This is a genomic window from Sphingopyxis sp. (assembly GCF_051861155.1).
Taxonomy (GTDB): Bacteria; Pseudomonadota; Alphaproteobacteria; order Sphingomonadales; family Sphingomonadaceae; genus Sphingopyxis.
This window is the reverse complement of sequence record NZ_JBHYDE010000001.1, coordinates 434719-459705: the sequence shown is the minus strand read 5'-3', so window position 1 is coordinate 459705 and position 24987 is coordinate 434719. Positions and strand designations below refer to the sequence as shown.

Below are 24987 nucleotides of genomic sequence, written 5' to 3'. Positions count from 1 at the left end.
GGGGTCCTTGCCATGCTCCCTGTCAACAAACTGATCGGATCGATCCGCCGCGGCGAGATCCGCTGGCTGAACTATCTGCTCGCCAGCGGGCTGGCGCTGGGCAGCGATGCGGGGCTGTTCCTGCTGCTGCTCGATTCGGGGCTGTCGCCGATGCCGGCGTCGGCAGCCGGCTATTGCGCCGGGATTTTGGTGCACTGGCTGGTATCGAGCCGCCTTGTCTTTGCCGATGGCGCCGCGGCGCGCGGCACGGGCGAACGGCATCGCCAGAAGATGCTGTTCGTCGGATCGGCGCTGGTCGGCCTGGCGGTCACGACGGCGATTGTCGGCACCGGCAGCGCGTTCGGACTCGACCCGCGGCTCGCCAAGCTGGCGGCGATCGTCGTCAGTTTCCAGACCACTTATCTGTTGCGCCGCCATATCGTTTTCCGGGCCACCGCGGCGTGACCGATACGCCTGCACTGGCCGCGGCCGCCGCCGCCCCGACGGTGTCGGCAAATTCGGCGGGGTTCGATTTGGGGGCATGGTTCACCCCGCTTCGGATCGCGCTGGTCATCTGGAGCGCGATGAGCCTGGTCGCGATCATCGTGAACTGGTCGGCGATCGTCGCGCTCAACCTGCGCGACACCGACGACGCGATGCGAATGGCGCAGGTGCGCGACCTGCTGGCCGGGCAAAGCTGGTGGGATCTGGCGCAATATCGCGTCAATCCCGCGGGCGGCGGGGTGTTGATGCACTGGTCGCGGATCGTCGACGCACCGCTCGCTGCCGGCATCCTGATCCTGAAACCGCTGTTCGGGCAGGCGATGGCCGAACGGATCGTGATGACGTTGTGGCCGCCGCTGCTCGGCGCGGCGCTCAGCGTCGCCTGCGCGCTGGGCTATCGAAATTTGTCCGACCGGCGGATCGCTTATGTCGCGCCGCTGTTCCTGATCCTGTCGGGGTTTATCGTGATGCAGTTCCGCCCGCTCCGGGTCGATCATCACGGCTGGCAAATCCTGTTTGCGATGCTGATCATGGCGCAGGCGCTCCGCCCCGCGAGCTGGCGCGCCGGGCTGTGGGCCGGTGCGTGCGCCGCGGCGCTGCTCGCGGTGTCGATCGAAGGCCTTCCGATCGTCGCGCTGTTCGCTGCGCTGGCGGCGCTGCGCTGGACGCTCCACGGCGCCGCCGCCGATCGCAACCGCTTGTGCGGATATATCGGTGCGCTCGCGGGCGGCGCCATCCTGATCCAGTTTATCACGCGCGGCCCGGTCGGGTTGGCCGGAACCTGGTGCGATTCGCTGTCGGCGCCCTATATGGCGGCGTTCGTGGCGGCGGCGGCGGCGACATTCGCTGTCGTGCGCGCCAACCCGGGGGCGGTGTGGCTTCGCCTGGTGCTGCTCGGCGGCGCGGGCGTCGCGGCGGCGGGCGCGCTGGTGTGGACCGAGCCGCAATGCGCGAACGGACCGTTCGCCTCGCTCGACCCGATCGTCGTCGAATATTGGTACCGCAACATCCTCGAAGGCCAGCCGCTATGGGCGTCCGGGGCGCATGATGCGATTTATGTGCTGGTGCCCTCGCTCGTCGGGCTGGTCGGCGCGGTCTTCGCCTGGCGCAGCGCGGGGCTGGCGGTCGATCGCCGCAACTGGACGACGGTGATCATAGCATTGTTTGGCGCGGCGGCGCTGTCGCTGTTCGTGCTGCGCAGCGTTTCGACCGCGCATCTGTTTGCGCTCCCCGGCTGTGCCTGGCTGGGGCTGCGCGCCTGGGCATGGGCGCGGTCGCTCCCTTCGGCGTTGCCGCGGATAGTGGCGTCGGCGGCGGCCACGCTCACCCTGCCGACGATCGGCAGCATCGCGGCGGCGCTGGCGCTGGGGACGGTATTCCCCGCGGTGAAGGCCGACGAAGAGGCCAGCGCGGCGCCGACCGCCTATGAGCGCACCTGCCTCGATCCGGCGACGATCGCGGCGCTGAACCGGCTGCCCGCGACGACGATCCTGACCCCGATCGACCTGGGTGCGCCGGTGATTTTCTGGACCCACCATGGGCTGGTGGCGTCGGGACATCATCGCAACAAGGAAGCGATGGCCGACACGATCCGCGCCTTTGTCGGCGATCCGGCCGCGGCCGAGGGACTGGTGCGCAAGCAAAAGGCGACGCTGGTGATGATCTGCAGCACCGCGAACGACCTGATCCAATATCGCCGCGCGCGCAAAGATGCGCTGGCGGCGCAGCTTTACGCCGGAACGCCGCCCGCATGGCTCGAACCCGTGCCGCTCGGCACCTCGACCAAACTGTCGGTGTGGCGGATCAAGCCGGGCGGAAGCTGAGCGCGGCGCCGTTCATGCAATAACGCTTGCCGGTCGGTTTCGGCCCGTCGTTGAAGACATGGCCAAGATGGCCGCCGCAGCGTTTGCAATGCACTTCGGTGCGCGCATAGCCAAGGTCATAGTCGGTCGATGTCGCGATCCCGCCCTTGAGCGGCGCCCAGAAGCTGGGCCAGCCGGTGCCGCTGTCATATTTGGTCTTGCTCGAATAGAGCGGCAGCGCGCAGCCCGCACAGGCAAAGGTGCCGGCGCGCTTTTCCTTGTCGAGCGGATGGCTGAACGGCCGTTCGGTCGCCGCTTCGCGCAGGACGCGATATTGCAGCGGCGACAGACGCTTTTTCCATTCGGCTTCGGAAAGCCGCCAGCCGGGGACGGCCTGCGGCCGGGCCGATTTGGCGAACAGCATCGGGGCGGCGATCACCCCGCCGCCAAGGGCCAGGCCAGCGAGCAGAAAACGGCGTTCGATCATGGCGGTCTCCTGGCCCGAACGGCGGGCCTTCCCGCTAGATACGTGGGTTAATGGTACCGGGTTTCAAGCGGCGTCAATATTTCTCCAGCTCGACCTGCATGTGGCGATAGCCATGGACGAAGCTGGCGTGCACCCGCTCGGGTTCGGCGAGCACATTGACGCGCAGACGGCGCTTTTGCATTTCAGAGATCAGGGTGGTGAGCTGCAACTCGGCGACGCGCGCACCGACGCAGCGGTGGATGCCATAGCCGAAAGCGAGGTGGCGGCGCGCGTTTTCGCGGTCGACGATGATCCGGTCGCCATCGGGAAAGACGCTCTCGTCGCGGTTCGCCGAGGCGTACCAGAGCGCGATCTTGTCGCGCTTCTTGATCTGGTGGCCGAACAGCTCGGTATCCTCCATCGCGGTGCGGCGCATATGCGCGAGCGGGGTCTGCCAGCGGATGATTTCGTGCATCGCGTTGACCGCGAGTTCGGGGTCGTGGTTCGCCTCGAGCTTTGCGCGTTCCTCGGGGAAGCAGTGCAGGCCATAGGCATAGGAGGACATCGAATTGCGCGTCGTGTCGTTGCCGCCGACGATGAGCAGGATGAGGTTGCCCATGAATTCATGCTCGCTCATATGCTTCATCGCGTCGGATTGGAGCATGATCGAAATGAGGTCGTGCGGGCCGGGATTCAGCGCCTTGCGATCCCATAATTCCTTGAACGCGGCGCCCATTTCAAAGGCTTTTGCGGTGCGCGCCTGACGCTGTTCGGTGGTGTCGAAGGATTCGATGTCGCCCAGCGCGTCGGACCAGGCGGTCAGCCGGTGGCGTTCCTCCCACGGGAAGTCGAATAGCAGCGCGAGCATGTCGGTGGTGAGTTCGATCGACAGTTTTTCGACCCAGTCGAAAGGTTGCCCGATCGGCAAGGTGTCGATCAGGTCGCTGGTGCGCTGCTGCGTGTCGGCGCGCATCCGCTCGATTTCGGAGGGACCAAAGGCCGGGGCGACGGTGCGGCGCTGCGCGGTGTGCTGCGGCGGATCCATCGCGATGAACATCGGCAGCGGGATTTCGCCTTCTTTCAGATGTTCGACCCCGTCGCCCGCGACGGTGATCCCGCCATATTCCCACGACGAGGAGAAAATCTTGGGCAGCGCCTCGATATGCTGGATCGGTTTATAGGTCGTCACCGACCAATAGGGGCCGAATTTCGAATCCTCGCAATGATAGATTGGCGATTCGGCGCGCAGCTGGCGCATCGGTTCCTGCCAGCGGTCCTCGCTCCACAATTCGGCGCGGCTGACGTCGAGCGGGTTGGCGATTTCGGGAGCGGTGCGAATTTGGGTGGCCATGGCTATCCTCCGTCCAGCCGTCATCGCGCGGCCGATTCAGTTGCAGAATGCCACTATTTACAGCTTTGTCAATGAGGGTCGGCGCCCTGTGCGGTCGTGGCGGCGATTGCCGCCGCCCTTCCGCCGCGCCGCCAGAATTTCCAGCTGCCGCCGCCGCTGAGTACTCCGGCGCGGAAGAGGCGCACCGAAAGTAAGATCACGAGCGCGACCCAGATCGCCTGCCAGCCGAGCGCAAGCAGGTGGACCGCCTTGCTGTCGTCGGTTGCGGCGCGGGCGGCCATGGCGAGCGGCGAAGAGAAAGGGAAAATCTGCGCGATGGTCGCGAGCGTGCTTCCCGGGGCGCTCGCTGCGGCGGTCGACAGGCTGAACATGCCGACCTGGAAGATCGTGATTGGCAGGCTGAGCATCTGGATTTCGCGCACCGTTGCCGCCTGCGCCCCGACGCCAAGGAACACCGCGCCCAGCAGCAGGAACGACAGGATGAAATAGACAAAGCCGATGCCGAGGAAGAATGCCCAGTCGGTCGCGGGCGTCGCGCCGAGCGCCGCGGTCGCCTTGCTGGCACCTTCGGCGGCAGCCAGCGTCGCGGGGTCGATCTGCATCGCCGCGATCAGCCCGCCGCCGAGTGCCATCGCCACCCAGAAGGCGATAAACAGCACCGCGACCCCCAGAAAGCCGAGCAGCTTGCCGAGGAAAACGCTCTCGAGCGGAACCGCGGCGGCGAGGATTTCGATGACCTTGTTGCCCTTCTCCTCGGCGAGCGAGCTCACCGTCTGGCCCGCGAGCAGCAAGGTCAGCAGGAAGATGATGAACACCGCGCCAAAACCGAGTGACTGCTGCACGGCAATGCTGGTGCCGCCGCGCTGGACGCTTTCAAAGCGGGGTTTTGCGGGGGCGATTTCGCCAGCGGCGCGGTCGCGCAGCACCTGATTGACCAGCAGGGTGAGATACCGCCCCGAACCACCGTCGGCATTGCGCTCGACGATGCGCGGGCTGGCGAGCGGGCCGGTCATCACCGCATAGGTGTCGGCGCCCTCTTCGCGGGTGATCGCCAGCGGATCGGGCGCGCCCAGCCCGGCGATGCGATATTCGAGCGGCGGCGGCGCGTCGCCGCGGGTAAAGGCGTCGCGGAGGCGGCGGTCGGCCGCGCGCAGCGCCTCGACATCCGCGGCATCGACGACCGCTACGATGCGACCGGTACCGCGCGCGCTGTCGGCAAGCTGCGACGCGCCCATGCCGCCCGCCAGCCCCATGCCGACCATGAACAGCGGCGCGAGCAGGAATAGCAGGAAGGTCGGGGTGGCGACGATCGCGAGAAAATCGCGGCGCGCGATGACGAGCATATTTTTCAGGAAAGGGGTCATGCCAGCGCCTCCTCGACCGCATCGGTTCCGGCATCGGCGTCGAAGCTGGCATCGACCTGGCGAACGATGTGGACAAACGCATCGTGGAGCGCGGGGCGGGTGATCGAGAGCCCCGCAACGCCCAGCCCGCTGGTCGTGATGCGCGCCAGCAGCGGTTCGACCGCCGCATCCTCGATCGGGAAAAACCAGCTGTCGCCGCGCGGTTCGGCGCCTGCCGGGAGCAGCGCGGCGATGGAGCGGGTGTCAGCGTCGCCGCGCGGGGTGTAGCGCACCTGCATCGGCAGCAATCCGCGCGCGTCGTCGACCGTGCCTTCGAAACGGCGCTGCGAGCGCGCGATGATCGCCAGCCGGTCACAGAGGCGCTCGGCATGCGCCATGACATGAGTCGAAAACAGGATCGTCGCACCTCGATCACGCTCGCGGCGGACGAGCATTTCGAGTCGTTCCTGATTGACCGGGTCGAGCCCCGAAAAGGGTTCGTCGAGGACGATGAGGTCGGGCGCATGGACGATCGACCCGATCAGCTGGATCATCTGTGCCATGCCCTTTGACATCTTGCGGATTTTTTCGTCGATCACGCGTTCGAGCCCGAGTTCGGTCATGAAATTTGCGGCGCGGCGGCGGCCTTCGGACCAGTCGAGCCCGCGTAACGCGCCCATGAAAGCGATCGCTTCGCGCGCCTTCATGCCGGGATATAGCCCGCGTTCCTCGGGCAGATAGCCGACACGGTGGCGCACCGCCTGCGGCCTTTCGCCAAAGACGCGGCTGCTGCCCTCGTCGGGGTCGATGATCCCCAGCGTCATCCGCAGGCTGGTGGTCTTGCCCGCGCCATTGGGGCCGAGCACGCCATAGATGCTGCCGGTCGGCACCGCGAGGCAGACATCGTCGACCGCCTTGAAATCGCCGAAATATTTGGTGAGGCCGGTCGCCTCGACGCTGAAATCGTTCAAACCTCGGTCCCTGATCTGGCTATCCGCAAGCTATGGCACGGACGGACGGCTCGCGTATAGAGCGGCAATGGTTGCCGAAGCCTTGCCTACCCTTGAAGACCGCCTCGCGGGGGTGGCGCGCGCGCAGGGCTTTGTCGCGTTCGGGATCGCCGACGCCGGCGCGGCGCCGCAAACCGCCGCGCGATTGCACCAGTGGCTGGCCGATGGGCGCCACGGCGACATGATCTGGATGGAGAGCCGCGCGGCGCAACGCGGCTCGCCGCGCGGGCTGTGGCCCGAGGTCAAATCGGTGATCGCGCTGGGGATGAGCTACGCCCCGGCGCACGACCCGCTGGCGCTCGCAGAGCATCCGGATCGCGGGCGGATTTCGGTCTATGCGCAGGGCGGCGATTATCATGACGTCGTCAAAAAGGCGCTGAAGGCGGTGGCGCGCTGGCTGGTCGCCGAAGCGCCCGGCGTAGAGCTCAAGGTATTCGTCGACACCGCGCCGGTGATGGAAAAGCCGCTGGCGGCGGCGGCCGGGCTGGGCTGGCAGGGCAAACACAGCAATCTGGTCAGCCGCGACCATGGCAGCTGGCTGTTTTTGGGCGCGATCTACACGACGCTGGAGTTGGTAACGAGCACGCCCGGGCGCGACCGCTGCGGCAGTTGTTCGGCATGCCAGGAGGCCTGTCCGACACAGGCCTTTCCAGCGCCCTATCAGCTCGACGCGCGGCGTTGCATTTCGTATCTCACGATTGAGCATGACGGGCCGATCCCGCTCGACCTGCGGCGCGGGATCGGCAACCGCGTCTATGGCTGCGACGATTGTCTGGCGGTGTGTCCGTGGAACAAATTTGCCGAGACGGCGCACGCGCATCGGGCCTTCCTGCCGCGCGCCGAACTGGTCGCGCCGTCGCTCGCCGACTTGCTCGCGCTCGACGATGCGGGGTTCCGGCAGATATTCGCGGGGTCGCCGATCAAGCGCATCGGGCGCGGTCGGATGGTGCGCAACGCCGCGATTGCCGCGGGGAATAGCGGCGATCCGGGGTTTCGGCCGGTGCTCGAACGGCTGGCGGCGGATGAAACGCCGATGGTCGCGGACGCGGCGCGCTGGGCGCTGGACGAATTGGCGTCGTGACGTCAGCCTAACGGCGCAGCGCCTCGATACAGCTCGGTACATTGGCATCGCGGCCGTCGGGGGTGCGCGCATCGACATGGGTGGCGAGCGGATCGGCGCCTTGTTTCGGCGCATAATAATAGATGTCGATGATGCAGGAACTGCCGCCGAACTGCAATTTGCGCGCCGTGCCCTCGGCGACGTCGAGGCGCGGCTTGCCGAACAGCCCCAGCGCGGCGTTCGCGGGGCGGCCGATCAGGCTGTTGTTCTGGGTCGGGCGCGGCGCGGTGATCGGACCCGCCGCCGGTGGTGTCTTGGGCGGGGTGGCACGCGGTATCGCGTTCCCGGCGCAGCCGCCGAGCAGCAAGGCAAGCCCGGTGAATATCGCCAAGCGGCTGTTGTTGATCATCTTTTCTGGTCCCCGCTCGCCAAATGGAGCATGTGGACGGCCATAGCGGCGCTGACGATCGGCGCCAACAGATTGGCGACGGGCACCACAAAGCTTGCGGCGGACAGCAGCCCGATCGACCAGCGCGCAGCGCGGCCCAGCCGCGGGTGGTCGGGGTGGCGCGCCAGCACCATCGCCTCCAGATCGCGTCCGAGCAGCAGGGCGTTGACGAACAGCGCGAAGATCGGGGTGCCGATGCCGGTGACGAGCAGCAGGATATAGACCGGCAGCGCGAGCAGGTTGCCGCCGATCAGCCGCACCACCGATGCAAGCGCCAAGCGGATATTCTGCCGCCAGCCGACATCGACGGCGCGCGCCGCCGCGGCGGGATAATGGCGCCCCTCGACATCGGCTACGATCGCATCGGCGAACAATCCGACGACGACGATCGCGACAGCGCGGAACAACAGCCAGCTGCCCGCGATGATCGCAAGGACGACCAAGATTCCCGCCATGTCGCGTTCGGCGGAGCCGAGCCATTCCCAATGGTCCATCGCCCATCGCGCGGCGAAACAGATCCCGGCGCCCGCGACGATCAGCAGGAGCAGCGTGAGAGCGAGGCTTTGCAGCAGGATGCGCAGCACGCGTGGGTTCGGCAGATCCCGAAGCGCGAGCAGAAAGGCGTGGACGGCGCGGGTCATGGTCCGGGGATGGTGGGCGGCGGGGCGTGCGTCAAGCGTCGCGCTTGCCTTGATCGGCCCGCATCCCTAAAGCGCGGCAGCTTTTCCCCGCGCACCACAGGATATTTCATGGCCGCCACCGCCCGTTTCGACGTTGTTGCCATCGGCAACGCGATTGTCGACGTCCTTGCTCGCGCCGATGACGCGCTGATCACCGCCGAGGGGCTGACCAAAGGATCGATGCGGCTGATCGACGCCGATGAGGCCGAGCGGCTGTATGCGGCGATGGGTCCGGCGATCGAAATGTCGGGCGGCAGTGCCGCGAACACGCTCGCCGGGATGGCGGCGCTCGGGCGCCGCTGCGGTTTTATCGGCCAGGTTGCGCAGGATCAGCTGGGCCAGGTGTTCACCCACGACCTGACCTCGCTCGGCGTCGCTTTCGACACACTGCCGTCGGACGAGGGCGCCCCCACCGCACGCTGCCTGATCCTGGTGACCCCAGACGGCCAGCGGACGATGAACACCTTCCTCGGTGCGTCGCAGAATCTGGGGCATGAATCGCTCGACGCGGCGCTGATCGCCGACGCCGACATCCTCTATCTCGAAGGCTATTTGTGGAACGCCGACGCCTCGCGCGCCGCGATGGCCGAGGCGATCGGGCTGGCCAAGGCGGCGGGCCGCCGTGTCGCCTTCACCCTGTCCGACACCTTCGTCGTCGCCGGGCATGGCGCGGATTTCCGTCGGATGATGGCGGCGCGCGAAATCGACATCCTGTTCGCCAATGAGGCCGAGCTGCTCGAACTGGCGCAGGAAGGCGATTTTGAAACCGCGCTTGCGAAGGTCGCGGCCGAGGTGCCCTTGCTCGTCGCGACGCGCGGCGAGCATGGCGCGGTTGCGGTGACGAACGGCGAACGCACCGAAGTCGCCGCCGAGCCGATCGATGATGTCGTCGACACGACGGGGGCGGGCGATCTGTTCGCCGCCGGTTTCCTGGCCGGGCTGGCCGAAGGGCGCCCGATTGCCGACTGCCTGACGATGGGCGCGGTGTGCGCGCGCGAAATCATCGCGCAGGTCGGGCCGCGCGCACAGACCGACCTTCGCGCCAAGGTTGCCGCACGGCTCGGCTAGGAACCTTCGGCCACCCAACGCGTCCTATGCGCCAGATGAATGGCACAGGAGGATGACATGGCCGACGAGATTCACGAAACGCGCGCGCCCGACGGGACGACGCACACCACGACGATCATCGACCGCGAACCGCGGCGCGGCGGCGGATTGGGCATGGGCCTGATCCTGCTCGTCGTGCTGGCGGTCGCGGGCTTTTTCGCGTTCCAGTTCCTCGCCAACGATAGCGCCGAGACCGGCGCGATCACCGAAGCCGCGCAGAAGGTCGGCGACGCGGCGCAGGATGTCGGCGATGCCGCGCAGGATGCGGTGAAATAATCAGCACCAGATCCTAGGTGGCGGCGGGCTCGGCGTCCGCCGCCTCAGGATGTTTCTTGAACAGCGCGCGGTCGGCGGGACCGAAACCGCGGGTCCAGATCAGCCACGAATAAATGCCGAGGATCACCGGCACGCCGATCAGCAGCTCGGCCCATTCGGGCAGTTGCGTCGCGCCCCAGCCGAGGATCGCGGCGCCCGCGGTCGCCCAGACGAGCGCCCAGCGCAGGCTGTTGACCGGCGCCTTCAGCACATGCGCGAGCAGCCGCGCCTTGACCAGCGAGGCAAAGCCGAGCGCGAGCATCAGCGCGAGCGCGACGGCGGCGGCATAGGTGATCGGCGGCATGTCCATCGATTTCGCGAGCAGGATCAGCGCGACGCTGAACACCGCCTGCAGCGCGAGCGTCGCGATGCTGATCAAAAGATTGCGGTGCCGCGCGACATAGACCAGCGCCGCCTCGCTGACGACCGCGGTCGCGGCGACGACCTCGGCGGCGAGCAGGAAGGCGAGCGCTGCGGTGCCGCTGACGAATTCGGGGCCGACGAGGCCCATGACGGCCTCACCCGGGATGCCGAGCGCCAGCGCGACCCCCGCCTGTGCGGCGATGATCCAGAAGCCGACCTGGCTGACCTGTGCCGCCACGGCAGCAAGCCGGTTTTCGGCGAGGTTGCGGGTGATGACCGGGCCGAGGATCGGTTCGAAGCTGGTCTTGAGCTTCTGCGGCAGCGACGCGACCTGCTGGGCCATGTAATAAATGCCGTAGATCGTCGGCGAGGTGAACTGGCCGAGGATGAACAGGTCGAGACGGCGCGTGCCCCATTCGATCGCGTCGGCGGCAGCGAGCGGCGCGTTGCGCCGCGCAACCGCAATCAGATTGGCTGGGTGCGGCTGCCAGCCGCGCGGGCCGCCATAATGGCGCAGCATCGGGATCAGCGCGGTCAGAAAGGCGCCGATCATCGCGGCGGCATAGGACAGCATCAGGCCATCGCGCACCGACACGAACCAGAAACCCGCCGCCGCGGCGCTGATCACCCACGGCTCGACAATCGCACGCGCGCGCACTGTCGCGCCGATGTCGAAACGATAGGCAGAGGCGGCGAGCGCGATGTCGGTGCCAGCAATGGCGAATACCAACAGCGCCATCCAGCGATCGGCACCGCCGACATCGCCCGCGGGAAACATGAGCTGAGGCAGCAGAAAAAGCAGCGCCGACCCCGCCGCCGAGGCGAGCAGCGCGACGAACATGCCATCCCAAACCACCATTCGATGATCGGCGCCGGGCGCGCTTAACTGCTCCGCGAGCCCGCGTTTGAGGCCGAGCGTCGCGAGCTGCGCGACCAGTTCGATGACGAGCACGGCAAAGGCAAAGCGCCCGACCGCTTCAGGCCCGTACCAGCGCCCGGCGACATAAAGGAACGGCAGGCGCGCGACGAGTCGCAGGATGAAGCCGAAGAAATTGGTGCGCCCGCCCTTGGCGAGCGCGGCGGTGTCGGCATCGCCCGAGAGGGCGCCCGCGGATGAAGGGGGCGCGGCTGCGCTGTCCGTCTGGCTCAAGCCCGCCGCCCCTTCTGCTGTTCCCCGGCCCGCAGTCTAGCGCGGCGCGGGGGCGCAGGCAAATCTGTGCAATCGATCACCGACCCTCGGATCGCAGCGGGCGGCTGAGCAGGGCGTGAATGGCATCGGAAACGCGCGTTTCGCCCGCGACCAGCCGCGCCACCGTGTCACAGATCGGCATGTCGATGCCGTCGGCGCGCGCCGCTGCGGCGATGACGGGCGCGCTGAACGCGCCTTCGGCGACGGTGCGGCGGTCGGCCATCAGCGCCGCAGCATCTTCGCCGCGGCCGAGGCCCTGGCCGAGCGCGAAGTTGCGCGAATTGGAAGAGGTGCAGGTGAGGACAAGATCGCCGAGCCCGGCGAGCCCCGCGAGCGTTTCTGCCTGCGCGCCGCGCGCCAGCCCGAACCGCGTCATTTCGGCAAAGCCACGGCTGATCAGCGCGGCGCGGGCGTTGAGCCCGAGTCCGGCGCCGTCGACGATGCCGCAGGCGATAGCGAGGATATTCTTGATCGCGCCGCCAATCTCGGCGCCGATGACGTCGGTCGACACATAGGGGCGGAAATGCGGCCGCGCGATCGCGCCTGCGATGGCGGTGGCGAGATCGGGATCGGCGGCGGCGAGGGTGATCGCGGTCGGGAGGCCGGCGGCGACCTCGTGTGCGAAGGTCGGCCCCGACAGCACCGCGTGCGGCCGCAGCGGCGCGAGGTCGCGGGCCATATCGATCGGGAAGGCGAAGCTGCCTGCCTCCATCCCCTTGCTGCAAAAGATCAGCGGCGCATCGCCCGCAGGCAGATCGGCGAGCACCGCGCGCAGGAACGGCACCGGCACAACGATCAGCAGCGCATCGCAAGCGGCCATGTCGGCGAGCGCGCCGGTCGCGCTGAGCGAGGGCGACAGCGCGGCGCAGGGCAGAAAGACCGGATTGCGATGCTCGGCATTGATCGCGGCGACGACATCATCCTCGCGCGCCCACAGGCGCACCGGCGCCCCATCGGCGGCGAGCAGCTGCGCGAGCGCGGTGCCCCACGCGCCGCCGCCGACCACGCCGAAATTCTTGTATGACGTCATGCTTTCACGAGTCATGCTTTCACTCCGGCGCCGCGCACGGTTTCCGCCGCGGGATCGAGCGGCCAGCGCGGGCGCGCGGCGACCGACAGATCGTCGAAAAGCCCGGCGGCGAAGCGTTCGGCCCCGGCCCAGGCGATCATCGCGCCATTGTCGGTGCACAGCCACAAAGGCGGCGCGACGAACGGGCGATCAAAGCGCGCGGCGAGATCCGTGAGCGCCGTCCGGATCGCGCCATTGGCGGCGACTCCGCCGGCGACGACGAACGCGGTCGCTTCCGGGCAGGCGGTGAGCGCGATGCGGCTGCGGTCGACGAGGCAGTCGACGACCGCCTGCTGAAATGAGGCGGCGAGGTCGGGGACGCTGTGCGTTTCGCTGGCCGCAGCGCGGGCGACGGCGCTTTTGAGCCCGGCGAACGAGAAATGCGGTTCGGCGCTGCCGACCAGCGGGCGCGGTAGCGGCACGGCGTGCGGATTGCCATCCTGCGCGATCCGCTCGACCGCTGGGCCGCCGGGATAGCCAAGCCCGAGCAGCTTGGCGGTCTTGTCGAACGCCTCGCCCGCGGCATCGTCGATCGTGGTGGCGAGGCGGCGATAATCGCCCACGCCTCTGACCAGCAGCAACTGGCAATGGCCGCCCGAAACGAGCAGCAGCAGATAGGGAAAGGCGAGGCCGGGCTCGACAAGCCGCGGCGACAGCGCATGACCTTCGAGATGGTTGACCGCGATCAGCGGCTTGTTCGCGGCGTGCGCGAGCGCCTTGCCGGTGACGAGCCCGACCATCACCCCGCCGATGAGGCCGGGACCGGCGGTCGCGGCGACGGCATCGACGTCGGCGAGCGACACACCGGCATCGGCAAGCACCCCGGCGACAATCGGCGCGAGCCGGTCGACATGCGCGCGCGCCGCGATTTCGGGGACGACCCCGCCGAACGGGCCGTGCTCGGCCTCCTGCCCCGCGACGCGGTGCGCCAAAATACGCCGATCGCTGTCGACGAGTGCCGCCGCGGTTTCGTCGCAGCTCGATTCAAGGCCAAGGATGAGAGTCATAATCGTGCGCACCCCTTACCCGCCCCTTTATCGGCAGGGCAAGCCGCGCTAGCAGCGTCGCGATGACCGAACTTCCCGATATCGAGAATCCGCTGCGGATCGGCACGCGGGCGTCGCCATTGGCGATGGCGCAGGCGCATATGGCGGCGGCGGCGCTGATTGCCACCCATGGCATCGCGTCCGAGGCGCTGGAAATCGTGCCGATGACCGCGACCGGCGACCGCATCCAGGACCGCGCGCTTGCCGAGGTCGGCGGCAAGGAGCTGTGGACGCGCGAGCTCGATGCGGCGCTCGACGCCGCGGTGATCGACATTGCGGTCCACTCGTTGAAGGACGTCGAAACGCTGCGCGATGCGCGCTTTGCACTCGGTGCGATGCTCGAACGCGCCGATCCACGCGACCGGCTGGTGGTGCGCGAGGGCATTGTGGCGACGAGCGTCGCCGACCTGCCGTATGGCGCGCGGCTGGGGACGAGCAGCCCGCGCCGCGCCGCGCAGATCCGGCGAATCCGTCCCGATCTGGTGCCGGTGCTGCTGCGCGGCAATGTCGCGACGCGGCTGGCGAAGCTGGCGGCGGGCGAGGCCGACGCGACCCTGCTGGCGGCGGCGGGGCTCGACCGGCTGGGGATGCACGCGGTGGGCAGCGCGCAAGATGCGGCGATCCTGCTGCCCGCGGCGTCGCAGGGCGCGATCGGCATCGAATGCCGCGCCGCCGATGGCGCTGCGCTGGCGCTCCTGCGCGCGATCGACCATGCGCCGACCCACCGTGCGGTGGCGGCCGAACGTGCGTTTCTGGCGGCGCTGGGCGGCGATTGCCGATCGCCGGTGGCGGCGCATGCGCGCTGGCTGGACGATGGCACGCTGCGGCTCGATGCCGAAATTTTTTCCGAGGATGGCGCCGATCATGCCGCGGGCTATGCGGTGATCGATCATGACGATGCCGCGGCGGCGCTGGCGCGGCGTTTGCTCGACGACGCCCCCGATACGGTGCGGCGGCTGTTCGCGGCATGAACGGCGGTCTGCCGCTGCTCGTCACCCGCCCCGAACCGGGCAATAGCGCCACGACCGCGCGCGCCGCGGCGCTGGGCCTTGACGCTTATGCGATGCCGCTGTTTGCGGCGCGGGCGATCGCGTGGACAGCGCCATCGCCCGCCGATTTCGACGCGCTGTTGCTCACCAGCGCGCAGGCGGTGCGGCTCGCCGGGCCGCAGCTTGCAGGGTTGGCGGTGCTTCCGGTTTATGCGGTGGGCACCGCCACCGCCGATGCCGCGCGGGCGGCGGGACTGACCGTCGCGCAGACCGGCGCAGCGGGTGCTCAAAGCCTTCTTGATGCCATGACGTCAGAAAAAATCGCCCGGATCTTATGGCTTTGCGGCCGCGAGCGGTCCGGGTTCGATTCGCGCGGTGCGGCGCTGGAGCCGCTGGCCTGTTATGCGGTCGATGCGGTTGATCCGCCGCCCGGCTGGGAGGAACGCGTCGCCGCCCCAGCGGTGCTGCTCGCCCATTCGGCGCGCGCGGCGCAGCGGATTTCCGACCTGGTCGGGTCGCGGCGCGCGCATCTGATGCTCGTCGCGATCAGCCCCGCGGTCGCCGCGAAGGCGGGCGACGGCTGGGCCGAACGCGCCGCTGCGGCGCAGCCCGACGACGCGTCAATGTTGGCACTGGCGGGTGCTTTGTGCCACAAGGGTCAAAAATAGGGTCGTTCGAAAGAGATATATGGCAATCGACAGCATCGACACCCCCTCGCCCGCGGACGAGGCGGTCCCGGCGAGGGGGCCATCGTTTCGGCTGCTCGCCATCGCTGCCCTGCTCCTGCTGCTGATTGGCATTGCCGGCGGCGGCTGGGCGGTCAATCGCTGGCTGACGGGCGACGGAACGGCGGCGCCAGCGAAAATGGTCGATGGCCCGGCGACGGGCGACATCGCTGACCCGGCGCTGATCGCCGGCGCCGCGCCGAAAGGCGCTGGCCCGGGGCAGCCGCTGATCGTCGCGCCGGTCGACGGCGCCAATGCGCTCGCGGCGCGGGTCGCCGAACTCGAGCAACGGCTGTCGCGGATCACCCTCGAAGCCGAATCGGCGTCGGGCAATGCGTCGCGCTCCGAAGGGCTGCTGGTGGCGTTCGCGGTGCGCCGCGCGCTCGATCGCGGGCTGTCGCTCGGTTATCTCGATGCCCAGCTGCGCCTGCGTTTTGGCGACGATCAGCCCAATGCGGTGAAGACGATCATCGAAACCTCGCGCGAACCGGTGACGCTCGAACAATTGCGCGCCGAACTCGACACGCTGGCGCCGCAGCTCGTCGGCCGTGGCGGCGACGGCACGGGCAGCTTGTGGACGGGGCTGCGCCGCGAACTCGGCGAATTGTTCGTCGTCCGCGCGGCAGGAACACAGTCGCCGCGCGCCGCCGAGCGACTCGACCGCGCGCGGCGCTATCTGGGCGCGGGGCAGGCCGATCTGGCGATCGCCGAGGTCGAGGCGATGCCGGGTGCCGCCGCCGCGAACGACTGGCTGATCGACGCGCGGCGCTATCATGAGGCGCGGCGTGCGCTTGACCTGATCGAGACCGCGGCGATATTGGAGCCGCGCGACAGCCCGGCTGCCGCCATCGTCCGCAGCACCGCGGCACCGACCCCCTAGCGCGCATCCCGAAAGGGCGGCTCGCCTTTAAGAGAAAGCCCTTTTTCATGGCCCTCGCCGACCCGCAGCGCATCGAAGCGCTCGACCCGCTCGATCCCCTCCAGCTCGACGCCGAACTCAGCGACGAAGAGCGGATGGTGCGCGACACCGCGCGAGCCTATGCCGAGGGCGAGCTGTTGCCGCGCGTCACCTCGGCGTTTCTCGACGAGCGGTTCGACCGCGAGATCATGTCGGAGATGGGCGCGTTGGGGCTGCTCGGCGCGACGATCGACCCCGAATATGGCGGCGCGGGGCTGAATTACGTCAGTTACGGGTTGATCGCGCGCGAGGTCGAGCGGATCGATTCGGGCTATCGATCGGCCTGTTCGGTGCAAAGCTCGCTCGTGATCCATCCGATCAATGCCTATGGCAGCGAGGAACAGAAGCGGAAATATCTGCCCGGGCTGACCTCGGGCGAACTCGTCGGCTGTTTCGGGCTGACCGAGCCTGACGCAGGCAGCGACCCCGGCGGGATGCGGACGCGCGCCGAAAAGATCGCGGGCGGTTACCGCCTGAAGGGCGCCAAGATGTGGATCACCAATTCGCCGATCGCCGACGTGTTCGTCGTGTGGGCGAAGTCGGAGGCGCATGACGGCGCGATCCGCGGCTTTGTGCTCGAAAAGGGCATGAAGGGCCTGTCGGCGCCGAAGATCGAGGGCAAGGTGAGTCTGCGCGCCTCGGTCACCGGCGAGATCGTCATGGATTCGGTCGAGGTTGGCGAGGATGCGCTGCTGCCGCATGTCTCGGGGCTGAAAGGCCCATTCGGCTGCCTCAACCGCGCGCGCTATGGCATCGGCTGGGGCGCGATGGGCGCGGCGGAGTTTTGCTACGAAGCGGCGCGCAATTACACCGGCGAGCGCCAGCAGTTCGGACGCCCGCTGGCGGCGAACCAGATCGTCCAGCTGAAACTCGCGAACATGCTCACCGAAATCACGCTGGGGCTGCACGCGGCGCTGCGCGTCGGGCGGCTGATCGACGAGGGCCGGTTGATCCCCGACGCGGTCAGCCTGCTCAAGCGCAATAATTGCGGCAAGGCGCTCGATATCGCCCGCGTCGCGCGCGACATGCATGGCGGCAACGGGATTTCGGCCGATTATCATGTCATCCGCCATGCGGTGAACCTGGAAACGGTGAACACGTACGAGGGCACGCACGATGTTCATGCGCTGATCCTGGGCCGCGCGATCACCGGCATTTCCGCCTTTGCCTAAGCCTCTGGAGGGCATCCGCGTCGTCGAACTGGCGCGGGTGCTCGCGGGGCCGTGGTGCGGGCAATTGCTCGCCGATCTGGGCGCCGAGGTGGTCAAGGTCGAGCGGCCGGGGGTCGGCGACGACACGCGCAGCTGGGGGCCGCCGTTCATTATGGGCGAGGATGGCGCGAATCTGGGCGCGGCCTATTATCACAGCACCAATCGCGGCAAGGCGGGGGTGACGATCGATATTGCGACCAGCGAGGGGCAGGCTGCGGTGCGCGACCTGATCGTCGATGCCGATGTCGTCATCGAAAACTACAAGGTCGGTGGGCTGGCGAAATATGGCCTCGATCCCGCGACGCTGCGCGCCGACTTTCCGCGGCTGATCGTCTGTTCGATCACCGGGTTCGGGCAGACCGGCCCCTATGCCCACCGCGCGGGTTATGATTTCATCATCCAGGCGATGGGCGGGGCGATGGCGCTGACCGGCGAGCCCGATGGCGCGCCGCAAAAGGCCGGGATTGCCTATGCCGACATCTTTACCGGCCTGTATTCGGCGGTCGCGATCCTCGCGGCGTTGCGGCGCCGTGACGCCACGGGCGATGCCAAGGGTGGGGGCGCACATATCGACATGGCGCTGCTCGATTGCCAGGTCGGGGTGCTCGCCAATCAGGCGGCCAATTATCTGGCGAGCGGTGTTTCGCCCCGGCGGATGGGCAATGGCCACGCCAATGTCGTGCCGTATCAGGCGTTCGCGACCGCCGATGGCGAGCTGGTGATCGCGGTCGGCAATGATGGCCAGTTCCGTAAATTATGTCTGATCCTGGGCGAACCGGGCTGGGCCGATGACGCACGTTTTGCAAGCAATGCCGCGCGGCTGGCGAATCGGGCGGCGTTGATCCCGCTGCTTGCGGCAAAGATCGCCGGTTGGGACGCGCAGCCGCTGGCACTGGCGCTCGAGGGCGAGGGCGTGCCGGCGGGACCGATCAACGATATGGCGGCGGTGTTTGCCGACCCGCAGGTGACGGCGCGCGGAATGCGGTTTCGGCCTGAAGGCGCTTTCGTCGACGGGCTGGCGAGTCCGATCGTCATCGACGGCGAGCGAATGGTTGCTGACGGTGGAGCACCGCGGCTGGGCGGATAGGGCGGGCGGAAGCGAACAAACTGTCCTTTATATTCCGCTCGACACAAACGGGGTAGAGGATTGGCCCGGACATCACCCCAACCCACCATCGCGTTCGCGCACGAAAAAGGGGCGCCCCTTCAGACGCCCCTTTCCTCCATTTTTGGATATTCAGTGGCTCAGAACTTCACCGTGCCGGTGACGAAAATCTGACGCGGGTTGCCGTAGAAGGCGGTCAGCGTGCCTTCGGTGCCGAGCGCCGAGGTTGGCAGGCCGTTGGCGCCGATCACCGGCACGCCGGTGGTCGGATTGACGTTGATGAAGGTGTAGCCCGAGGTCTTATATTCCTTGTCGGTCAGATTCTTGCCGAACAGCCCGATGCTCCAGCGGTCGTCGGGCGCGGTATAGACGATGCTGGCGTCGAGCATCGCGAATCCCTTCTGGTCGATATAGGGGTTCGGGATTTCGAACTGATGCGTCTTGCTGCGGTACGACAGCGTCGTGCCAAAGTTCAGGTCGCCGTCGCCGATCGGGGTGGCGTAGGCGAGGGTGCCGCTGGCGGTCCATTTGGGGGTGTTCTGGACTTCGCGGAATTCGGCGACATCGGTCGGGCGGCCGCCGATGTTCGACACATACTCCTTATAATCCGCGTCGATGTAGCCGAGCGCGGTCGACAGCGTCAGCCGGTCGCCCGCCGCTGCCAGATCCTCGCCCAGTCGTACCCGGCCTTCGAATTCCAAGCCCTTGAAGGTCGCCTTGCCGGCGTTCGAGACGATGCCGCAGAAGCTGGGCAGGCCGCTGACGGTGCAGGCGACCGAGCCCGGGATCTGGACGTCGGTGTAATCGGCATAGAAGCCGGCGATCGCGACATTGACCGCGCCGTCCATCAGGCTGCCCTTGTAGCCGACTTCATAGCTGTCGACCTGTTCGGGACGGAAGCTGAGGAACGCAGCGATTTCGGCGTCGCTGCGGGTGCCGTTGCCGTCGAGATCGGGGGCGTTGACGCCGACGCCGCGCGGATCGAAGCCGCCGCCTTTGAAGCCCTGCGAAAAGCTGGCGTAGAGCGTGTGGTCGGGGGTGGGTTTGAACGACAGCGAGGCGCGCGGGGTGAATTTGTTAAAGCTGCGCTTGCCGTCGAAATTGGTCCCCGGGGCGCCGAAGGGAACGCCGGCGCCGCCGAACACCGGCGAGCCGCCGCCGAGATAATTCTGGCGCAGGATCGACGCCTCGCGCGTATCCCAGGTGTAGCGGCCGCCGACCGACAAGCTGAGCTGGTCGGTGAAATCGAAGGTCGCGTCGCCGAACACCGCAAAGGTCGTGGTGTCGACATCGGCTTCGGTAAAGGCGGTCAGCCCGGCAAGGGTGTTGAAGATGCGGACGTCGAACAAGGTGTCGGCGGTCGCGTCGAGATAGTAGAAGCCGAGCAGACCTTTCAGGCGGTCGCCTTCATAGAGCAGCTGGAATTCCTGGCTGATCTGTTCGTTGAAATAGAAGCCGGGAACGTCGACATCGACCGCGGGCAGCGCGTCGAAATCGATCGGGGTCGCCGACGTGTCCTTGCGCCAGGCGCTGATCGAGCGGAGCGTGAGCGTGTCGGTCAGTTCGGCGGTGACGTTCATCGCCAGGCCATAGGATTCGATTTCCTGGGTCGGATCGACCAAGCCGCCGCGGCTATCGAAGACATTGCCCAGCACCGGCGCGTTGGTACGCAGCGACGGGATCAGGCGGTGGCCGCCGCGCGGCGCGCTCTCGTCCTTGGTGTAATCGCCCGAAATGCGGATCAGCACCGGTTCGCCATAACCGCCCAGCTCGATGGTGCCGCGGCCCGCCCACACGTCCTTGTTGTAATTTTCGAGGCCGGTGGTGAGATTGTCGCCAAAGCCGCCGCGCGACAGCCGCGCGAGCGAACCGCCGACGCGGACGATGTCGCCGATCGGCGCGCTGGCGGTGACGACCAGATCGGCCTGCTTATAGGTGCCGAGCGTGCCCTTGATCTTGAGCGAAAACTCCTCGGGCAACTGCTTGGTCACATATTTGACCGCGCCGCCGATGGTGTTGCGGCCATAGAGTGTGCCCTGCGGCCCGCGCAGGATTTCGATGCGTTCGACGTCATAGATGTCGAGCACCGCGGCCTGCGGACGGTTGAGATAGACGTCGTCGAGATAGAGGCCGACCCCCTGTTCGAAACCCGACACCGGATCCTGCTGGCCGACGCCGCGGATGAAGGCGCTAAGCGTCGAATTGGTGCCGCGCGACACTTCGAGCGTGGTGTTCGGCGTCGTCTGGCCGATGTCGGTGATGTCGATCGCGCCCGCTTTTTCCAGCGCTTCGCCCGAATAGGCGGTGATCGCGACGGGAACGTCGATCAAGCGCTCGTCGCGGCGGCGCGCGGTGACGATGATCTCGTCATCGCCGGCATCGGCACTGGCGGCCGCTTCGGCAGTTTGGGCAAAGGCGGCGGGGGCGAAGACGAGCAGGGACAGCGCGCTCGAGGCGAGGATGGCACGGCGCAGCGGACGAGCGAAAGGACGCATGTAGGACTCTCCCATATAAGGGGCGACCGGGACCGCCCTTTTCGTTTTTTTGGGCTCGGTGCTTGCCAAGCCGCGACGCACCCAATAATGAAACATGAACCAAGTTTCAACTTGGAATATGACTTCGTCGTTTTTTGCTTGCCAGTGGTGCGAAAAAGCCACGATGCAGCGAGAGCGGGCGGAGGGGAGACGGAAAACAGTCATGGATCAGCCGCAAGACGCAGCACCGGAGATCGCGGGCGAAGCGCGCGACAAGACGCCGCGCACCGATCGCGGGCGCCGCACCTTGCGCAAATTGCTCGACGCGGCGGCGGTCGAATTTGGCGAGCGCGGCTTTCACGAAGCGTCGATCAGCGGCATCACCCGCCGCGCCGGCACCGCGCTTGGCAGTTTTTACACCTATTTCGATTCGAAGGACGAAATCTTCCAGGCGCTCGTCCGCTACATGAGCGAGCAGTTGCGCGACCATGTCACGCCGCTGGTGCAGGCGGCACGCGACGAAATCAGCGCCGAACGCATCGGGCTTGAATCCTTCCTCGGCTTTGTGCGCGAGCATAAGGAAATCTATCGGATCATCGATGAGGCCGAGTTCGTCGATTATGCGAGCTATCGCCGCCATTATGAAACGACCGTCGCACGCGTGCGCCAGCGGTTGGAGGCGGGCGCCGCGCGCGGCGAGATTCGCGCCGATGTCGGGGAGATTCACGCTTGGGCGATCGGCGGGATGAACGTGTTTCTGGGCATGCGCTACGGCCTGTGGGACGAAGATGCCGATATTTCGGAGATTGCCCGGATCGCGAACGATTTTGTCGCCAACGGGTTGGTGAAGCGGGATTGAGTTACCGTCGCCTTCGCGGGGGCGACGGACTATCGCGAAATCAAGAAAATCGCGTGTTCGGCACGCCATGTTGCGGCAGCGTCGCTCGTCGGTTTGTCGCCCGACAAATACCAGGCCGCCTCGACTTCGATCCCCTTGCCGCGCAGCAGGTCGCGAAAATCGCTGACCGTGACATGGTGGATGTTGGGGGTTTCGTACCACGCAACGGGCAGCAGGCGAGTCACCGGCATCCGCCCGCCCCACAAGAGGTCGAGCCGGACGCGCCAATGTGCGAAATTGGGGAAGCTGACGAAAGCACGCGGTGCGATACGCAGCAGTTCGTCGACGACGCGGTCGGGGCGCTCGGTCGTTTGCAGCGTCTGCGACAGGATCGCATAGTCGAACGCGTCATCGGGATAATCGGCGAGGTCGCGGTTGGCGTCGCCCTGCACCACCGACTGGCCGCGCGCGATCGCCGCGGTAACATTGGCGGGATCGATTTCGAGTCCGCGCGCATCGACGCCCTTGTGCTGCAGCGCCGCCATCAGCTCGCCGTCGCCGCAGCCGACATCGAGCACGCGCGCGCCGATCGGCACCGCGGCGGCGATGATCGCAAGGTCGGGGCGCAGCGCCATCGTCAGCAGCCTCCGCCGAGCGCACCTGCGACGATGCGGTCGAGCGCGGGGACGTCGAGCAGGAACGAGTCATGGCCAAAGGGTGCCGACAGTTCGACAAAGCTCGCCGCCGCGCCGACGCTTTGCAGCGCCTGGACGATGCGGCGCGATTCGGCGGTCGGATAGAGCCAGTCGGTGTCGAAGCTGACGAGGGTGAAGCGCACGTCCCGGGCGGCGGCAAAGGCGATCGCGAGCCGCCCGTCGTGCGGATCGGCAAGGTCGAAATAGTCCATCGCGCGGGTGATATAGAGATAGGCGTTGGCGTCGAAGCGGTCGGTGAAGGCCAGCCCCTGATGGCGCAAATAGGATTCGACCTGGAAATCGGCATCGAAACCAAAGCTTTTGATGTCGCGTGCCTGCAGGCGGCGACCGAATTTCTCGGTCAGCCCTTCCTCGGACAAATAGGTGATGTGCGCCGCCATGCGCGCGACCGCGAGCCCCTTGGTCGGCGCGCGGGCGCTGCCATAATATTGGCCGTCCTGCCAGTCAGGATCGGCCATGATCGCCTGCCGCCCGACCTCGTGGAACGCGATATTCTGCGCCGAATGGCGCGCCGCGCTGGCGATGACGAGCGCCGAGGCGAGGCGTTCGGGATAGGCGGCCGCCCAGGCGAGCGCCTGCATCCCGCCCATCGACCCGCCGACGACGGCGTGCAGCCGCGCGATGCCGAGATGGTCGAGCAGCATTGCCTGCGCGCGCACCATGTCGGCGATGGTGATGACGGGGAATGCCATCCCGAGCGGCGCGCCGGTTGCGGCGTCGGGGGTCGCCGGCCCGCTCGACCCCATGCAGCTGCCCAGCACATTGGCGCAGATGACGTGGAAGCGGTCGGTGTCGATCGGTTTGCCGGGGCCGACCATGCGCGCCCACCAGCCGGGCTTGCCCGTCGCAGGATGGTCGCTCGCGACATATTGGTCGCCGGTGAGCGCGTGACAGATGAGCACCGCGTTCGATTTGTCGGCGTTGAGCGCGCCATAGCTTTGATAGGCGATGGTCACCGATGGCAGTATCTGTCCGCTGTCGAGCGGCAGCGCCGCCGCGATCGTCACGTTGTGATGCTGAATCTGGTGAAGCAGGCTCGCCATGGTCGCGCGGGGCTAAGCGGGCGCGCGAAGCCTGTCAACGTGCTGGACTCGGGCGCCTCAGCCGCTAAACGGCGCGGCATGACCGACACGACGCAAACGCTCAGCCCGAAGCCGTGGATCAGCGGCATCGCTCCCTATGTTCCCGGCAAGTCGGCGGGCGCCGACGGCCGCCCGCTGATCAAACTCAGCGCCAATGAAAATCCGCTGGGGACGGGCGAGAAGGCGCGCGCGGCATTCGCCGCGGCGCAGGCGGCGCCCGACGCATTGTCGCGCTATCCCGATCCGGGTTCGATCGAACTGCGCGAGACGATCGCGGCGAAATTCGGGCTCGATCCGGCGCGGATCATCTGCGGCAACGGGTCGGACGAGCTGCTGCATCTGGCGGCAGGCACTTATGCCGGCGTCGGCGACGAAATCTTGTACGTACGTTATGGTTTCGCGGTGTACGAGATTGCGGCGCGCCGCGTGGGCGCGATGCCGGTCGAGGCCGACGACCGCGATTATGCGACCGACGTCGATGCCTTGCTCGCCGCGGTGACCGACAAGACGCGCGTCGTCTATCTGGCCAATCCGAACAACCCAACCGGCACGCTGGCGTCGAAGGACGAGGTCGCGCGGCTCTATGCAGGGCTGCCGAAGGATGTGCTGTTCGTGATCGACCAGGCCTATTCCGAATATCTGTCGGACGCCGAGGATGACGGCGGGCTCGAGCTTGCAAAGACCCAACCGAATGTGTTCATCACCCGCACCTTTTCCAAGATCCACGGACTTGCCGCCGAGCGCATCGGCTGGGGCTATGCCTGTGCCGAGGTGATTTCGGCGCTGCACCGCATCCGCCTGCCGTTCAACGTCACCCGCGCCGGGCAGGCGGCGGCGATCGCAGCGATCGGCGACGAGGATTTCGTGACCGCCAGCCGCGAACATAACGCCAAATGGCGCGCCTGGCTGGCGCAGGAGATCGAGAGCCTGGGCAATCACGGCCTGCGCGTCGTCCCGTCGGCGTGCAATTTCCTGCTCGTGCTGTTCGAGGGCGATGTCAGCGCCGAGACGGTGTATAATCGGCTGATGGATGCGGGCTATATCGTTCGCTGGCTGCCGGGGCAGGGATTGCCGGGGGCGCTGCGTATGACGATCGGCACCGAGGACGAGACGCGTGGACTGGCGGCGGCGATCCGCGCCGCGCTGAACGGCTGAAA

The 24987-nt window shown here is 67.2% G+C and carries 24 protein-coding genes; 12 read left to right on the top strand and 12 right to left on the bottom strand.

Annotated features, from left to right (window positions below):
• Positions 1–12: 12 nt before the first annotated feature.
• The gene (locus tag ACTIFP_RS02225) at positions 13–444 is read left to right on the top strand and encodes a GtrA family protein (RefSeq protein ID WP_439567088.1); all 432 of its coding nucleotides are present in this window, start codon (positions 13–15) and stop codon (positions 442–444) included.
• Positions 441–2306 (top strand): hypothetical protein, encoded by a 1866-nt coding sequence (locus ACTIFP_RS02220; RefSeq protein WP_439567087.1) that lies wholly within the window; start codon positions 441–443, stop codon positions 2304–2306. The genes ACTIFP_RS02225 and ACTIFP_RS02220 overlap by 4 nt, the downstream gene beginning before the upstream one ends.
• Here ACTIFP_RS02220 and msrB read toward each other — a convergent pair.
• The 4 genes from msrB to ACTIFP_RS02200 form a co-directional block, all read right to left on the bottom strand.
• Complete coding sequence (gene msrB, locus ACTIFP_RS02215; RefSeq protein WP_439567291.1) at positions 2287–2709, bottom strand: peptide-methionine (R)-S-oxide reductase MsrB; 423 nt, start codon at positions 2707–2709, stop codon at positions 2287–2289. The genes ACTIFP_RS02220 and msrB overlap by 20 nt on opposite strands.
• 136 nt (positions 2710–2845) lie before the next feature.
• Positions 2846–4102, bottom strand: a complete 1257-nt coding sequence (locus tag ACTIFP_RS02210; protein ID WP_439567086.1) for a cytochrome P450 — start codon at positions 4100–4102, stop codon at positions 2846–2848.
• A 68-nt stretch (positions 4103–4170) separates the two neighbouring features.
• The gene (locus ACTIFP_RS02205) at positions 4171–5466 is read right to left on the bottom strand and encodes an ABC transporter permease (protein WP_439567085.1); all 1296 of its coding nucleotides are present in this window, start codon (positions 5464–5466) and stop codon (positions 4171–4173) included.
• On the bottom strand, positions 5463–6416 hold the full coding sequence (locus ACTIFP_RS02200) for an ABC transporter ATP-binding protein (RefSeq protein ID WP_439567084.1): 954 nt from the start codon (positions 6414–6416) through the stop codon (positions 5463–5465). The genes ACTIFP_RS02205 and ACTIFP_RS02200 overlap by 4 nt, the downstream gene beginning before the upstream one ends.
• Before the next feature lie 67 nt (positions 6417–6483).
• Here ACTIFP_RS02200 and queG point away from each other — a divergent pair, with 67 nt between their 5' ends.
• Complete coding sequence (queG, locus tag ACTIFP_RS02195; RefSeq protein WP_439567083.1) at positions 6484–7536, top strand: tRNA epoxyqueuosine(34) reductase QueG; 1053 nt, start codon at positions 6484–6486, stop codon at positions 7534–7536.
• 7 nt (positions 7537–7543) lie between these two features.
• Here the strand turns inward: queG and ACTIFP_RS02190 are convergent, their stop codons facing one another.
• Positions 7544–7924: a hypothetical protein gene (locus tag ACTIFP_RS02190; protein ID WP_439567082.1), complete on the bottom strand. Its 381-nt coding sequence runs from the start codon at positions 7922–7924 to the stop codon at positions 7544–7546.
• The gene (locus ACTIFP_RS02185; protein ID WP_439567081.1) at positions 7921–8604 is read right to left on the bottom strand and encodes an EI24 domain-containing protein; all 684 of its coding nucleotides are present in this window, start codon (positions 8602–8604) and stop codon (positions 7921–7923) included. The genes ACTIFP_RS02190 and ACTIFP_RS02185 overlap by 4 nt, the downstream gene beginning before the upstream one ends.
• Positions 8605–8712: 108 nt before the next feature.
• On the opposite strand from ACTIFP_RS02185, the gene ACTIFP_RS02180 reads away from it, so the two are divergent.
• Positions 8713–9711 carry an adenosine kinase gene (locus tag ACTIFP_RS02180; protein ID WP_439567080.1) on the top strand — a complete coding sequence of 333 codons (999 nt, stop codon included), beginning with the start codon at positions 8713–8715 and terminating at the stop codon, positions 9709–9711.
• A gap of 57 nt (positions 9712–9768) precedes the next feature.
• On the top strand, positions 9769–10026 hold the full coding sequence (locus ACTIFP_RS02175; RefSeq protein WP_439567079.1) for a hypothetical protein: 258 nt from the start codon (positions 9769–9771) through the stop codon (positions 10024–10026).
• Positions 10027–10039: 13 nt separating this feature from the next.
• On the opposite strand, the gene ACTIFP_RS02170 is transcribed toward ACTIFP_RS02175, so the two are convergent.
• The 3 genes from ACTIFP_RS02170 to tsaD all read right to left on the bottom strand — a co-directional run bounded on the left by ACTIFP_RS02170 (position 10040) and on the right by tsaD (position 13693).
• Positions 10040–11578 carry a lipopolysaccharide biosynthesis protein gene (locus ACTIFP_RS02170; RefSeq protein ID WP_439567078.1) on the bottom strand — a complete coding sequence of 513 codons (1539 nt, stop codon included), beginning with the start codon at positions 11576–11578 and terminating at the stop codon, positions 10040–10042.
• A gap of 76 nt (positions 11579–11654) precedes the next feature.
• Positions 11655–12662, bottom strand: a complete 1008-nt coding sequence (locus ACTIFP_RS02165; protein ID WP_439567077.1) for an NAD(P)H-dependent glycerol-3-phosphate dehydrogenase — start codon at positions 12660–12662, stop codon at positions 11655–11657.
• A complete protein-coding gene (tsaD, locus tag ACTIFP_RS02160) occupies positions 12659–13693 on the bottom strand; it encodes a tRNA (adenosine(37)-N6)-threonylcarbamoyltransferase complex transferase subunit TsaD (RefSeq protein ID WP_439567076.1) in 1035 nt (344 codons plus the stop codon). The genes ACTIFP_RS02165 and tsaD overlap by 4 nt, the downstream gene beginning before the upstream one ends.
• A 62-nt stretch (positions 13694–13755) precedes the next feature.
• Here tsaD and hemC point away from each other — a divergent pair, with 62 nt between their 5' ends.
• The 5 genes from hemC to ACTIFP_RS02135 are packed head-to-tail and all read left to right on the top strand — an operon-like array spanning position 13756 to position 18702.
• Positions 13756–14703 carry a hydroxymethylbilane synthase gene (hemC, locus tag ACTIFP_RS02155; RefSeq protein WP_439567075.1) on the top strand — a complete coding sequence of 316 codons (948 nt, stop codon included), beginning with the start codon at positions 13756–13758 and terminating at the stop codon, positions 14701–14703.
• Positions 14700–15389, top strand: coding sequence for a uroporphyrinogen-III synthase (locus tag ACTIFP_RS02150; protein ID WP_439567074.1), 690 nt, complete (start codon positions 14700–14702; stop codon positions 15387–15389). The genes hemC and ACTIFP_RS02150 overlap by 4 nt, the downstream gene beginning before the upstream one ends.
• A 19-nt stretch (positions 15390–15408) precedes the next feature.
• Positions 15409–16326, top strand: coding sequence for a mitofilin family membrane protein (locus tag ACTIFP_RS02145; RefSeq protein WP_439567073.1), 918 nt, complete (start codon positions 15409–15411; stop codon positions 16324–16326).
• A 47-nt stretch (positions 16327–16373) separates the two neighbouring features.
• Entirely contained in the window at positions 16374–17576 is a 1203-nt protein-coding gene (locus ACTIFP_RS02140) for an acyl-CoA dehydrogenase (protein WP_439567072.1), read from the top strand.
• The gene (locus ACTIFP_RS02135) at positions 17569–18702 is read left to right on the top strand and encodes a CaiB/BaiF CoA transferase family protein (RefSeq protein WP_439567071.1); all 1134 of its coding nucleotides are present in this window, start codon (positions 17569–17571) and stop codon (positions 18700–18702) included. Before ACTIFP_RS02140 ends, ACTIFP_RS02135 begins: the two co-directional genes overlap by 8 nt.
• A 158-nt stretch (positions 18703–18860) precedes the next feature.
• Here ACTIFP_RS02135 and ACTIFP_RS02130 read toward each other — a convergent pair whose 3' ends face one another.
• Positions 18861–21215, bottom strand: a complete 2355-nt coding sequence (locus tag ACTIFP_RS02130) for a TonB-dependent receptor (RefSeq protein WP_439567070.1) — start codon at positions 21213–21215, stop codon at positions 18861–18863.
• A gap of 202 nt (positions 21216–21417) precedes the next feature.
• Here ACTIFP_RS02130 and ACTIFP_RS02125 point away from each other — a divergent pair, with 202 nt between their 5' ends.
• Positions 21418–22053, top strand: coding sequence for a TetR/AcrR family transcriptional regulator (locus tag ACTIFP_RS02125; protein ID WP_439567069.1), 636 nt, complete (start codon positions 21418–21420; stop codon positions 22051–22053).
• 29 nt (positions 22054–22082) lie between these two features.
• On the opposite strand, the gene metW is transcribed toward ACTIFP_RS02125, so the two are convergent.
• Both metW and metX read right to left on the bottom strand, forming a co-directional pair.
• The gene (gene metW / locus ACTIFP_RS02120; RefSeq protein WP_439567068.1) at positions 22083–22667 is read right to left on the bottom strand and encodes a methionine biosynthesis protein MetW; all 585 of its coding nucleotides are present in this window, start codon (positions 22665–22667) and stop codon (positions 22083–22085) included.
• A gap of 2 nt (positions 22668–22669) precedes the next feature.
• Positions 22670–23791 (bottom strand): homoserine O-acetyltransferase MetX, encoded by a 1122-nt coding sequence (metX, locus tag ACTIFP_RS02115; RefSeq protein ID WP_439567067.1) that lies wholly within the window; start codon positions 23789–23791, stop codon positions 22670–22672.
• A 78-nt stretch (positions 23792–23869) separates the two neighbouring features.
• On the opposite strand from metX, the gene hisC reads away from it, so the two are divergent.
• Complete coding sequence (gene hisC / locus ACTIFP_RS02110) at positions 23870–24985, top strand: histidinol-phosphate transaminase (protein ID WP_439567066.1); 1116 nt, start codon at positions 23870–23872, stop codon at positions 24983–24985.
• Positions 24986–24987 lie beyond the last annotated feature (2 nt).